Here is a 13,088-nt window from a genome sequence, read left to right on the forward strand (position 1 = left end):
ATGACCGAAATGTCCAAATATGCTGCCCAGATCATCATCAATGTCCTGTCTGGTAACAACGACGGCACCATTCTGAACGGAACCCAATCGATCGTGGCCAAGGGCGTTAGCCAAGGGGTGCCGACTTACGTCTTTACGGCAAACACGGATAGCCCGCAAGCGGTGTCCCAGGCGGCGGCTAACCTGATGCAGCCGTGGCGCCTCTATATACGCGGTCACGGATCCGTTTCGAGGCAAACGCTGGGCGGGGTGGACGCTGCGCTGTTAGCCCAGTACCTTTCGCAATGCGGACTGGCCGGCAACTTGCCGGCCATCGTTTCGGTCACGGCTTGCAGGCTGGCATTGGGAAAGGATCAGGCGAAGGACCAGATTCCGTACGTTGCCTCCGGAAACAGCTACGTTGGCGACCTGCACCGGATTCTCGGTCAAACACACGGAATCTACGTGAGCGCGAGCGGACGCACGATGAACAATGCGGTGATCAATCAGGGGGCGCGCATCGGAAGGAAACTCACGAAGAATCCGGTCACAAACCAGCGGCACCCCAATCAGCTCTTTTCCAAGGTCGTCTTCTATTGGGACGAGCAACGCGCGCAGCGCTTCGGATTTGCACGCACGGAAATGGATATCGACGAAGACGCGGACTATATGGATATCGATGAGGACATGATGGACATAGGCTAGGGCCGCCAGGCCTCGCCCTCAGGGAAGGTGTGCTTCTCGAGTGAGTCCAGCTTCATTTCGATGCTATACCCAGGCTTCTGAGGCGGCATATAACGCCCATTCCGAATCACAACAGGATCAACAAAATGCTCATGCAAATGATCGACATACTCGAGCACGCGCTTCTCCAGCGAACCCGAAACACACAAGTAATCGAACAGTGAAATATGCTGCACATACTCACACAGCCCAACGCCGCCCGCATGCGGACAAACGGGCACACCAAACTTCGCCGCCATCAGCAAAACGACGATGACTTCGTTAAGTCCACCTAACCGACAAGCATCCACCTGACAAAAATCGATCGCCTGCGCCTGCAACAGCTGCTTGAACATCACGCGATTGTGACAGTGTTCACCCGTGGCAACCCCAATCGACCCCAAACGCCGGCGAATCTCCGCATGGCCGAGAATATCGTCGGGGCTCGTCGGCTCCTCGATCCACCACGGATCGAATTCCGCGAGCCGCCGCATGTTCGCCACCGCTTCGTCCACGTCCCATACCTGGTTGGCGTCCATCATCAGCTTCAGGTTTTCGCCGATCTCCTCACGCAGAATGCGCGCGCGCCGCACGTCTTCGTCGAGATTGCCGCCCACTTTCTGCTTGAAATGCGTCCAGCCAAGCGCGACGCCTTCCCGTGCGAGGCGCCGGATCTTGTCGTCGTCGTAGCCCAGCCAGCCGGCCGAAGTCGTATAGGCGGGGTAGCCCTGCGCGAGCATTTCCACTTCGCGCGCGCCCTTGGTCTTCGCGTGGCGATGCAGAATGGCCAACGCTTCGTAAGGCGTAATCGCATCGGTCACGTAGCGAAAATCCAGGCAGCGTACGAGTTCCTCCGGACTCATGTCCGCGAGCAGTTTCCATACGGGCTTGCCAACCGATTTGGCCCACAGGTCCCACACCGCATTGACGACTGCCGCCGTTGCCAGATGAATCGCGCCCTTGTCGGGGCCGATCCAACGTAGTTGGCTATCCGAAGTAAATGCGCGCCAGAATGCGCCCATGTTCGCAGTAATGTCTTCGAGCCGCTTGCCGACGATGAGCGGCGCTAGCGCGTTGACCGCCGTCACGCAGATTTCATTACCGCGTCCGATCGTGAACGTGAGCCCGTGCCCTGTGAATCTGTCTGGAGAATCGGTTTCGAGCGTGACGTAAGTGGCGGAGTAGTCCGGCGCGGCATTCATGGCGTCGGAACCGTCGAGCGAACGCGAAGTGGGAAAGCGGATGTCGCGAACGGATAGCTTGCTGATCGTAGTCATTCGAACTCCCCGGTGAAGGGACGGCTTTCGGTAGGGGAAAACCAGACGTTTGCACGCGTTGACAACGCTGAATCTGCTACCTAGCATGCTAGCATGTCTTCTTAAAATCAAGCGTGCCGTGAACTCTTCATCCGAAATGGCGAGTGTTGGCGATCCTTATGTCGCACTGCAAAAGATTAGAGGCGGCGAGCGCGGCAGCCTGACCGATGCAGTCGAGCACGCACTGAGAGAAGCGATTGTGACGCTCGCGCTGGAACCCGGGATGATGATCGACAAGATGGCGGTCTGCGAACGCATGGGCGTGTCGCGCTTTCCGGTTTCCGCCGCGCTCGCGAAGCTCGCGCATGCGGGTCTCGTCGAAGTTTTGCCGCAGCGCGGCACGCGCGTCAAACCGATCGCGCTCGACGATATTCGCCAGCATCTGTTCATTCGCAGCGCGCTCGAAGTCGAAACGGTGCGCGGAGTCGCGCGCATGAAGGACCGTGCCACGATCGACGCACTGGCAGCCAATCTCGATGAGCAGCGCAAGATTGCCGGTAATGGCCAGCGTCTCGAGTTTCATGAGCTCGATCTGGCGTTTCATGAAATCCTGTTAGACGCGGTGAATCTGCCGCGCGTGAAAGAGATCGTCGCGGTGTCGCGCAACGCGCTGGACCGCGCGAGGCAACTGCTGGCGAGTCCCGAGCGTCTCGTGCACACGCTCGAGGAGCACGAAAGGATTTTCGAAGCCATTCGCGCCGGCCGTGCCGACGCAGCGGCCAAAGCAATGCACGACCATCTCGATCAGGTCATCGAGGAATTGCGCCGGTCCGCGAAAGAACGGCCAGATCTCTTTGCACCTTGAGCACTTTGGTCGTACGTCGAGCAATGCTCATCCTTCAACCCCCTTTGTGCAGCGCTGCAAGCCACGCCGCGCACGCAATCAAGAGGCCCCGGTAATGTGTCTGGCTTTTCTTCGCGGATCAGCGCCATGACGCCGCTCATCTCCGTCAACAAGCTGAGCAAGAGTTTTCCCGGCGTGAGAGCGCTTCACGAAGTGCAATTCGATCTCATGGCGGGCGAAGTGCACGCGCTGATGGGCGAGAACGGCGCGGGCAAGTCGACCCTGATGAAGATTCTCGCGGGCGTGTATACGCGCGACTCGGGCGACATTCTCTACGATGGCAAGCCTGTCGCGTTCGCGAGTCCGGGCGAGGCCCAGGCCGTGGGCGTCGGCATCATTCATCAGGAACTCCAGCTGATGAATCATTTGACCGTCGCGCAGAACATGTTCATCGGCCGCGAACCGCGCGGGCGCCTCGGGCTCTTTCTCGACGAAGACAAGCTCAATGCGCAGGCGCGCGAGATTCTCGCCCGCATGCACGTGCACCTCGATCCGCGCACCGTGGTCGGCTCGCTCACGGTGGCAAGCCAGCAGATGGTCGAAATCGCCAAGGCGCTGTCGTTCGATTCGCGCGTGCTCATCATGGACGAGCCGACTTCCGCGCTCAACGACGCGGAAATCGCCGAGCTTTTCCGCATCATTCGCCAGTTGAAAGAGCGGGGCGTGGGCATTGTCTACATCTCGCACAAGATGGATGAGCTCAAGCAGATCGCCGATCGCGTCACCGTGCTGCGCGATGGCGAGTACGTCGCCACCGTCGCCGCCGCCGATACGAGCGTGCAGGCCATCATCGGCATGATGGTCGGCAGAACGCTCGCCGATGTTCCACCGTACCAGGGGCCGGCGCACCAGGGCGAAGTCGCGCTCGACGTGAAGCATCTGAACGCGGGCCCGCTCGTGCGGGATGTGAGCTTCACGTTGCGCAAAGGCGAAATACTGGGCTTTGCGGGACTCATGGGCGCCGGCCGCACTGAGGTCGCGCGCGCCGTGTTCGGCGCGGACCCGGTCGAATCCGGCGACATCTTCGTGAAAGGCGCGAAGGTATCGATCAAAACGCCGAGCGATGCGGTCGCGCACAGCATCGGGTATCTCTCCGAGGACCGCAAGCGCTTTGGTCTCGCGACCGGCATGGACGTCGAATCGAACATCGTGATGTCCAATCTCGGCAAGTTCCTCTCGCTGAACGTGTTTCTGCGTCGCATGCAAATCCGCAAGACGGCGGCGCATTTCATCAGTCTGCTCGCCATCCGCACGCCTTCCGCTACGCAGCCGGTGCGTCTGCTGTCGGGCGGCAACCAGCAGAAGATCGTCATTGCGAAGTGGCTGGAGCGCGACTGCGACGTGCTTTTCTTCGACGAGCCCACGCGCGGCATCGATGTCGGCGCGAAAAGCGAGATCTACAAGCTGTTGCGGGCGCTCGCCGAACAAGGCAAGGCGATCGTGATGATCTCGTCGGAACTTCCGGAAATCCTGCGCATGAGCGACCGGATCGTTGTGATGTGCGAAGGCCGTATCACTGGCGAACTCTCCGCCAGCGAGGCGACCCAGGAGCGCATCATGCATCTCGCGACCCAGCGCGAAACCCTGCAAGCGGCATGAGCCTCAAGAGGTCGAATCCATGACTATGCAATCGGATACTGCGGCGCTGACCGACCAGAAACGGTCGTCCGGCATCAAGGCGCGCATTTTCTCGCCCACTGCGCTGCAGAAAATGCTCGCGTTCGCGAGCCTGATCCTGCTGCTGATCTTTTTCAGCTTCGCTTCGCCTGCCTTCATGCAGATGGACAACATCCTCGGCATTCTGCAGGCCACCGCCGTGAACGGCGTGCTCGCCATTGCCAGCACGTTCGTCATCATCACGGGCGGCATCGATTTGTCGGTTGGCACGCTGATGACCTTTACCGCGGTGATTTGCGGCGTTTTCCTGACCTACTGGCATTTGCCGATGTGGATCGGCGTACTGGCGGCAATCGGCACGGGGGCGGTGTGCGGCACCATTTCCGGCACGCTCACGGCGAAGATGAAGATCCCGCCGTTCATCGCCACGCTGGGCATGATGCTGCTGCTCAAGGGGCTCTCGCTCGTCGTCTCGTCCGACAAGCCGATCTATTTCACCGACACCGAAAACTTCTACATGATTTCGCAGGACTCGCTGATCGGCTATTTTCTGCCCAGCGTGCCCGTACCGAACGCCGTGTTGATTCTGTTCGTGCTAGCCATTGTGAGCTCGATCACGCTGAACCGAACGGCGCTCGGACGCTATACGTTCGCGCTCGGCAGCAACGAAGAGGCCGTGCGCCTTTCAGGCGTGAATGTCGATCGCTGGAAGATCGCCATTTATGGCCTTGGCGGCGCGATTTGCGGCATTGCGGGACTCTTGATCGCTTCGCGCCTGAACTCGGCGCAACCGGCACTTGGCCAGGGCTACGAGCTGGAAGCCATTGCGGCCGTGGTGATCGGCGGCACGTCGCTGAGCGGCGGCTCGGGCACGATACTCGGCACCATCATCGGCGCGTTCATCATGAGTGTGCTGACCAATGGCTTGCGCATCATGTCGGTCGCACAGGAATGGCAGATCGTGGTGACGGGTCTCATCATCATCCTCGCGGTTTACGCGGATATCCTGCGCCGCAAGAAGACTTAGAAGAGGAGACGGAAGAAGCACGGAGAGAACGGGGAGTAAAACAAGGCTCCCTCAACGGCTGGAGGTCTATGGCCCACCTTAGGAGGAGAAATGTCATGTTGAAAAGAAAACTGATCAGTGCCGTAATCGGAGTGGGCGCGCTCGTGGGCACGTCCAGCTTGGCCTATGCCGAGGAACCCTACATTCCGATCATTTCGAAGGGCTTTCAGCATCAGTTCTGGCAGGCCGTGAAATCCGGCGCGGAACAGTCGGCGACGGCGAACAACGTCAGGATCACGTTCGAAGGCCCTGAAACCGAGGCCATGGTCGACAAGCAGATCGACATGCTTTCGGCCGCGCTCGCCAAGAAACCGCAGGCGCTCGGCATCGCCGCGCTCGACAGCAAGGCCGCCGTTCCGCTGCTCAAACGCGCGCAGTCCAGCAAGATCCCTGTGATCGCGTTCGACTCGGGCGTCGACAGCGATATTCCGCTCACGACCTGCGCCACGGACAACCTCGCCGCCGCCGCGCTCGCCGCCGACAAGATGGCGGAGATGATCGGCAATTCCGGCGAAGTCGGCGTGATCGTGCATGACCAGACGAGCCGCACGGGTATCGACCGCCGCGACGGCTTCGTCAACGAGATAAAGACGAAGCACACGGGCATCAAGATCGTTTCCGTGCAGTACGGCGCGGGCGACCACCTGAAGTCGGCGGAAATCGCCAAGGCCATGATTCAGGCGAACCCGAACCTCAAGGGCATTTTCGGCGCCAATGAAGGCTCGGCGGAAGGCGCGGCGATCGGCGTGAAGGAGTCGGGCAAGAAGCTGGTGCTGATTGGCTTCGACTCGGGCAAGGAGCAGAAGGAGGCCATCATGTCCGGCCTGATGGCGGGCGCGATTACGCAGAACCCGGTCGGTATCGGCAAGTGCGTCGTCGATTCCGCGGCGAAGGCGTTGAAGGGCGAAACACTGCCCAAGAAAATCGACACGGGCTTTTACTGGTACGACAAGACCAATATGAACGACCCGAAGATCGCGGCGGTGCTTTACAACTGATTGATATCGGTGTGAGTCATGTGCAGGGAGAAAGGAAGAGCTGAGGCTCTTCCTTTTCGTTTTACGCGTCTGCGGCGCACTTCACTCGGAAACCGCCGCCCCAGCCGGCGAGCGCCGGGGAGTACGCGAACCGTCTTTCGAAGCGAACACGTAGTAGGTCAGCGCTGTCGCGACGAGGCCAACCATCCACGAGACATCGGCGCCGCCGACGATCGACGCCAGCGGGCCGTGGAAAAAGCTCTCCGCCATGAACGGCACCTGCACCGCAATGCCGAAGAGATAAATGGCGATGGCCTTGAAGTTGAAGGAGCCATACACGCCGCCGTGGCTGCTCACGATTTCCGCGACGCGATAACGCCGGTTGTTGATCAGATAAAAGTCGACCAGATTGATCGCGACCCACGGCGCGAGGACGATGCGCATGGCAAAGATCGCCGTCAGGAAGATCGCGATGAAATTGCTCGAGGCCCACAACGCCGTGACGGTAGAGGCGACCAGCAGCGCGCTCGAAAAGACGATGCGCACCGCGCGGCCAGGCACCCAGTCGGGGCGGAAGGTCTGTGCGGCGGTAATGAACGACAGCACCCCGCCATACAGATTCATGCCGTTGTGGCCAATGATGTTGACCAGGAAGAGGAAGATCAGCACATAGCCGAACATGCCCGTTTGCGTGCGGATGGCTTGCATGGCGTCGATGGAATGACCGGTGCTGACCGCGAGCACGCCAAAGAGAAACGCGAAGATGGTGCCGAGCGAGGTGCCGAAATACGTGAACGCAAAGGTCTTCGCAAAGCCCGCCGAGGTCGGCAGGTAGCGCGAATAGTCGGACGTGTAGGGCGCGAAGCTGATTTGCCAGACGGCGCACAGCCCGAACATCGCGAACCAGTTCGACACGTCGAAATGACCCTGCTGCAGGATTTGCGCGTCAAGACCGGGGGCCATCATGATCATGCCGATCAGGAGCGCGCCGCCCATGAACCACGCGCCAATCTTGTTGAAGCGGTGAATGAAGTGATAGCCGATCACGCCGACGAGCGTCGCGAGAATCGCGCCGAGCACGGTGCCTACCGGCACGGGCACCGCGGGCGCGGCGGTGTGAAGCGTCTTGCCCGCGAGGATGATGTTCGAGACGAAGAAGCCGAGATAGATCAGCGTGGTGAAGCTGACCACGAGCAGCGAGCCATAGCGGCCGAATTGCGCGCGGCTTTGAATCATCTGCGGCACGCCGACGAGCGGGCCTTGCGCAGAGGTGAGGGCGTGAAAAATGGCGCCAAAGAATTGCCCGGCGACGATGGCGAGAATCGCGCTCATCACGTCGAGGTGAAAGACCAGGACCGAAGTCGCGCCGGATATCACCGCGAGTGGCGCGACATTCGTGCAGAACCACAACGTGAACAAATCGACTGGCTTGCCATGCCGATGCTCGGGAGCGACATACTCGATCGAGTTGCTTTCAATGGTCAGAACGCTGTTGTCGTTCGCCGGGTTTTTCATAGTGTCTCCATCTTTATTGCACAGGCCGAGCCACGCCACGAAGGTGGCGCGGCATGGCCTTGAACGGCTTTGAAGCGGCTTTGGAACGGCTTTGAAGCGGTGCAGCGGGGAACGGATCAGCGCATCACGAACGGATCGCTGATCGGTTCGTCCGAGGTGCGCAGCCACACGGACTTCGTCGTCGTGTATTCGAGCGCGGCAGCCATGCCGCCCTCGCGGCCGTGCCCGGAAAGCCCGAAGCCGCCGAACGGCACGAGCGGCGACACCGCCCGATAGGTGTTGATCCAGACGATCCCCGAGCGCACGCGCCGCGAAACGCGATGTGCCCGCGTGAGGTTGGTGGTGAAGATGCCCGCCGCGAGTCCGTAGGCGGTGCTGTTCGCCTTCTCGATGGCTTCCTGTTCGGAAGCGAACGTATCCACCGAAAGCACGGGGCCGAACAACTCCGTCGTGATGCTGTGCGCGTTGCTCACGCCCGAGCAGTCCAGAATTGTCGGCGCGTAGTAGTAGCCGTCGCGCGCCAGCGCCTTGCCGCCCGCGAGCACCTTCGCCCCCTGGCTCACGGAACTCGCGACGATCTTCTCGATGTTGCGCAGTTGCCTTTCGGTGCAGAGCGGCCCGTATTCCGTCGTCATCTCGTTGGGCGAACCCACGCGAATGCGCGAGACGCGTTCGACAAGCAACGCGAGGAATTCGTCCTTGACGGATGCCTCGATCAAAAGACGCGAGCCCGCCACGCAGCTTTGGCCGCTTGCCGCAAAAATCGCCGCGACTTGCGCATTCACCGCGCTCTGGATATCGGTATCGGCGAACACGATGAATGGCGACTTGCCGCCCAGTTCGAGCGAGACCTTCGCAAGATTGTTCGAGGTGTTCCTGACGATATGCCGCGCGGTTTCGGGGCCGCCCGTGAAGGCCACCTTGTCCACCCTGGGATGGCTGCTGAGCACCGCGCCGCATTCCGGCCCGAAGCCGGTGATCACGTTGACGACGCCCGGCGGAAATCCGGCCTCGTGCACGAGCCGCGCGAATTCGAGCAACGGGCCGGGCGCTTCCTCGGAAGCCTTCAGAACGACCGTGCAACCGGCGGCGAGCGCCGGCCCGACCTTCACGGCGGAAAGAAACAACTGGCTGTTCCATGGAACGATGGCGGCGACCACGCCGACGGGCTGCCGTTCGAGCCAGACCTGCATGTCCGGCTTGTCGACGGGAATGTGGCTGCCTTCGATCTTGTCGGCGATTCCCGCGTAGTAGCGGTAGTATTCGGCCACATAAGCGATCTGGCTCGACGTCTCGCGAATGATCTTGCCGGTGTCGTTCGTTTCAATTTCAGCGAGCCGCGGCGCAGCCTTTTCGACGAGCCCGGCCAGCTTGTGCAACAGCTTGCCGCGCGCCGAGGCGGTGAGGCCGGCCCACGCGGAATCGGTCAACGCGCGGTTGGCCGCTTCGACGGCGCGGTTGACCTGCTCCGTGCGCGCTTCGGGCATTTGCGTCCACACGTTGCCCGTGGCCGGGTTCACGCTGTCGAACGTCGCGGCGCCCGGTTCGAACTGGCCGTCGATATACAGCTGAAAATGAAAGTCCATGGAATCCGCCCCTTACCTGAATGCAGGCATGACGTCGTTGATCATGCGCTCGAGTGACGCCTTCTTGCGCTCGAAGCTCATGCCCGTATCGATCCAGAACGAGTACTCGTCGAAGCCCAGTTTCTCGTAGGCCCGCAGACGCCCGATCACTTCCTCGGGCGTGCCGATGACGTTGTTCTTGCGCATCGCCTCGGGCGTATAGAACGGGTGAGCGGCGATCTCTTCCTTCGTGAGGGGCTTGATCATGCCGCGGCTCACAGGGCGCTCATTCTTGAACCACGCGCCGAAGTAGTTGTAGAACGTGTTCACTTCGTCGGCGGCGATCTGCGCGTCGTCCTCGCTGCTCGCCACGTACGTGTGGCGCAGCAGCATGATCTGCGGGCGCGGCACGTTGCTGAACTTCTCGCACGCGGCGTTGAAGTGGCCGACGAGCTTCTCGACCTCTTCGTCGCCGAAATGCAGCGGCGTGACCTGCACGTTGCAACCGTTGGACACGGCAAATTCGTGGCTGTTCGGGTCGCGCGCGGCCACCCAGATCGGCGGATGCGGGCGCTGCAGCGGCAACGGCGACGACGTCGTCGAGGGGAATTTCCAGAACTCGCCTTCGTGCGCGTAATCGCCTTCCCACAGCTTTTTCACGGCGGGAATGAGTTCGCGCATGCGTTGGCCCGCGCCCCACGCGTCGAGCCCCGGCATCAGGCGTTCGTACTCGAACGAGTATGCGCCTCGTGCAATGCCCAGATCCAGACGGCCGTTCGAGATGATGTCGGTCATCGCGGCTTCGCCGGCGAGCTTGATCGGGTGCCAGAAGGGCGCAATGACCGTGCCCGTGCCGAGCCTCACGTTCTTCGTCTTGTTGGCGAGGTCCGCGATGTTGAGGAACGGATTGGGCGCGATCGTGAAGTCCATGGCGTGGTGCTCGCCGGTCCAGATCGCATGCATGCCGCCGCGATCGGCGATCTGGCACAGCTCGATCATTTCGTCATACAACTGCTTCTGACTGGTCTGATCGGAGACGCGCTCCATGTGAACGAAAAGTGAGAATCGCATGATGGAACCTTTCAGGAATGAAGCGGGCGGACTGTGCCGTTGCTATGGTCGCCGAAGTACATCCCGTAGCTCTTCAGTTCGCTTTCCTTGCGGTAGCGCTGGAGCATGCTGGCGAGTGCGCTGTCCTGGAACGCTTGCGTTTGCACGTCTTCCAGACTAACGAATTGTGCCGAGGCGTCGCCCGCTGCGGCGAGTTCATCCGGCGCGCTGCACAGGAACGAGATGTACTGATAATGGGTTTCGGTATTGTTGTAGACCGAATAGATGAAGCTTGCCGATGCATCGGGCTGGTACTTCGTGAAGATCTCGGCGAGCGCCTTGTCGGCGCCTTCCTTGCCGATCTCTTTCGAAGGCAGGCCCCATTTGCCGTCTGCGTTTTTCACGAGCAGCACCTTGTCCTCGCGCGCGATGATCGCGCTCACGATGACTTTCGGACCCGCGATGACTTCCGCCGATACCCTGGCCGGCGTGAAATAACCGCCGCGATAGTAGCCGAGGCCAGCGAACCCCGCGGAATGAAACGCCTCGACCCGGCCGACGATCAGCGCGTGGTCGCCCGCGTCGATCACGGCGTGCGTCGTGCAGTCGAACCAGGCGCTGACGTCGCCAATGAGCGGGTTGCGGTTGGCGCTCAATTGCCAGTTCACGTTGGCGAAGCGGTCGTCGCTCGGCCGCGCGAACGTGTTGGACAAATCCTTTTGTCCTTCCGCGAGGATGTTGATGGCGAAGTGGCCCGCAGTGGAAAACGTCTGGTAATTGCTCGACGTCTTCGCAATGCTCACCAGCAGCAGCGCGGGGTCGAGCGAAACGGACGAAAACGAATTGGCGGTGAAGCCGAGCGGCTTGCCGTCGTCCGTCGCGGTCGTCACGATCGTCACGCCCGTCATGAACGCGCCGAACGCGTCGCGCAGCTCGCGCGTGTTGATCTTCGCGGCTTGCGGGTTAACTACCTGGCTCGTGTCTTGGCTCATTTCACACTTCCACTTCGTGGTTTTCCGCCTGCGGCTCCGTCTGCAACCAGGCACGCAGCGCGCGATTGACTTCGTCGGGCGCGGTGAGGTTCACCATGTGGCGTTCGTTTTCGATCACCACGGCCGTGCCGTTGTGCGCGGCTTGCGCCATCTGTCTCGCCATCTGCGGCGTCGAGTTCGGATCGTCGGCGCCGGTCAGGACGAGAGCAGGGCAGCGAATCGTCTGCCAGCCGTCGGCGTACACGTCGTCGCCGCCCGCGAACGCCGTGTAGGCCGTCGCGTAGCCCGCAAGGTTCACCGACTTCAGCCACGACTCGACCTTTTGCGCCGCCACTTGCTGGGCTTCGTCCGCGTTGAACCAGCGTCGCAGCGGCGTATCCACGTCGATGGTGCCCGAGCGCAACTCGGCGGCGCGCTGCAGCACGGCTTCGCGCGCCGCTTCGGTACGCCGGTACACACCGTTCAGGACTGCCACACGCTTGACCAGATCGGGACGCGTGACCGCGACGCCAGCCGCGATCAACGAACCCATCGAGTGCCCCGCCAGATTGACGGGACCCCCGTGCAGCGCCTCGACGAAACTGGTTGCCCACTCAACGAACTGCGGCAAGCCGGCACCCGCTTCGAGCGCATCGCTTCGACCGTGGCCCGGCATGTCGACCGAGATCACGCGGAATTCGGCCGAGAGGTCTTCGATCTGCGGATACCACGCGCTCGCCTGCATGCCCACGCCGTGAATCAGCACGAGCGGTTCGCCCGCGCCTTGCTCCAGATAGTGCGCGACGCGCTTATTTGACAGCTGCAGGGTTCTTGACGTCATTTCCGAGCTCTGCGAGGTCTTTGTAGCGATCGCCAATGCGGTGATGCGGGCGGCCACCCGTTGCGGCGCCAATAGCGACCACGAGTTCGTCGGCGGCTGGTGCATCGGCAATCGAGAACTGGAGCGTGAGATAGTGCGAGCGGCGGCCTTCGTCGTTCTTGTCCATCATCGGGATGAGCAGCGGCGCATTGGCCGGGCCACGCGTGTTGTTGAACGCGAGATACGACTTCGCGCCCACCGCCGAGCGATAGATATTGCCGAAGTGCAGGGTGTGGATGAGCGCGGACGCATGCTCCAGTTCGCCCGCAAGACCGACGATGGCGCTCTTGCCGAACGCTTCGACCGCTTCGCCCGAACCGGCTTCGTCGAGGATGAGCTTCGTGAGGTGCTCGCTCAGTTGCGGCGCGATTGCGCGAATCTCGGGCGAGAGGTCTTCCACGTACCCGCGGCCCGCCCACGGGTTCTTGATCACCGCGACCGCGCCGATCATTTTCAGCGGCTTCGCAGCGGCCTTGTCGCCGTCTACGAAGACGTTCTCGACATGGAGGATGGATTTGCGAATCAGGCTCATGGCAACTTCCTTCGTACGTTGATTGTGTGAAGCATTTTGGTATACCATGTTAC

General features: G+C 61.3%; 12 protein-coding genes. 5 read left to right on the forward strand and 7 right to left on the reverse strand.

Annotation, left to right across the window (positions count from 1 at the left end; translation table 11 throughout):
- Window positions 1-684, forward strand: coding sequence for a C80 family cysteine peptidase (locus BFD71_RS30280; protein WP_176732977.1), 684 nt, complete (start codon window positions 1-3; stop codon window positions 682-684).
- Here the strand turns inward: BFD71_RS30280 and BFD71_RS30285 are convergent.
- On the reverse strand, window positions 681-1,979 hold the full coding sequence (locus BFD71_RS30285; protein WP_069267989.1) for an L-fuconate dehydratase: 1,299 nt from the start codon (window positions 1,977-1,979) through the stop codon (window positions 681-683). The genes BFD71_RS30280 and BFD71_RS30285 overlap by 4 nt on opposite strands.
- Before the next feature lie 85 nt (window positions 1,980-2,064).
- Between BFD71_RS30285 and BFD71_RS30290 the strand changes: the two genes are divergently transcribed.
- The 4 genes from BFD71_RS30290 to BFD71_RS30305 all read left to right on the forward strand — a co-directional run bounded on the left by BFD71_RS30290 (window position 2,065) and on the right by BFD71_RS30305 (window position 6,543).
- The gene (locus BFD71_RS30290; RefSeq protein WP_069267990.1) at window positions 2,065-2,823 is read left to right on the forward strand and encodes a GntR family transcriptional regulator; all 759 of its coding nucleotides are present in this window, start codon (window positions 2,065-2,067) and stop codon (window positions 2,821-2,823) included.
- A gap of 126 nt (window positions 2,824-2,949) precedes the next feature.
- Window positions 2,950-4,461: a sugar ABC transporter ATP-binding protein gene (locus tag BFD71_RS30295; RefSeq protein ID WP_069267991.1), complete on the forward strand. Its 1,512-nt coding sequence runs from the start codon at window positions 2,950-2,952 to the stop codon at window positions 4,459-4,461.
- Window positions 4,462-4,480: 19 nt separating this feature from the next.
- Complete coding sequence (locus tag BFD71_RS30300; protein WP_069267992.1) at window positions 4,481-5,506, forward strand: ABC transporter permease; 1,026 nt, start codon at window positions 4,481-4,483, stop codon at window positions 5,504-5,506.
- A gap of 95 nt (window positions 5,507-5,601) precedes the next feature.
- Complete coding sequence (locus BFD71_RS30305; protein WP_069267993.1) at window positions 5,602-6,543, forward strand: ABC transporter substrate-binding protein; 942 nt, start codon at window positions 5,602-5,604, stop codon at window positions 6,541-6,543.
- An 81-nt stretch (window positions 6,544-6,624) separates the two neighbouring features.
- Here the strand turns inward: BFD71_RS30305 and BFD71_RS30310 are convergent, their stop codons facing one another.
- From BFD71_RS30310 to BFD71_RS30335, 6 genes are all read right to left on the reverse strand, one after another.
- Window positions 6,625-8,037, reverse strand: coding sequence for a purine-cytosine permease family protein (locus tag BFD71_RS30310; RefSeq protein WP_069267994.1), 1,413 nt, complete (start codon window positions 8,035-8,037; stop codon window positions 6,625-6,627).
- Between the two features lie 116 nt (window positions 8,038-8,153).
- On the reverse strand, window positions 8,154-9,623 hold the full coding sequence (locus tag BFD71_RS30315) for an aldehyde dehydrogenase (protein WP_069267995.1): 1,470 nt from the start codon (window positions 9,621-9,623) through the stop codon (window positions 8,154-8,156).
- Window positions 9,624-9,635: 12 nt separating this feature from the next.
- The gene (locus BFD71_RS30320; protein WP_069267996.1) at window positions 9,636-10,673 is read right to left on the reverse strand and encodes an LLM class flavin-dependent oxidoreductase; all 1,038 of its coding nucleotides are present in this window, start codon (window positions 10,671-10,673) and stop codon (window positions 9,636-9,638) included.
- A gap of 11 nt (window positions 10,674-10,684) precedes the next feature.
- Complete coding sequence (locus BFD71_RS30325) at window positions 10,685-11,644, reverse strand: flavin reductase (RefSeq protein ID WP_069267997.1); 960 nt, start codon at window positions 11,642-11,644, stop codon at window positions 10,685-10,687.
- Window position 11,645: 1 nt separating this feature from the next.
- Window positions 11,646-12,464, reverse strand: coding sequence for an alpha/beta fold hydrolase (locus BFD71_RS30330; protein ID WP_069267998.1), 819 nt, complete (start codon window positions 12,462-12,464; stop codon window positions 11,646-11,648).
- Entirely contained in the window at window positions 12,433-13,035 is a 603-nt protein-coding gene (locus BFD71_RS30335; protein ID WP_069267999.1) for an amino acid synthesis family protein, read from the reverse strand. Before BFD71_RS30335 ends, BFD71_RS30330 begins: the two co-directional genes overlap by 32 nt.
- Between the last annotated feature and the right edge of the window lie 53 nt (window positions 13,036-13,088).

The organism is Paraburkholderia nodosa (genome assembly GCF_001718195.1).
Lineage (GTDB): Bacteria > Pseudomonadota > Gammaproteobacteria > Burkholderiales > Burkholderiaceae > Paraburkholderia > Paraburkholderia nodosa_A.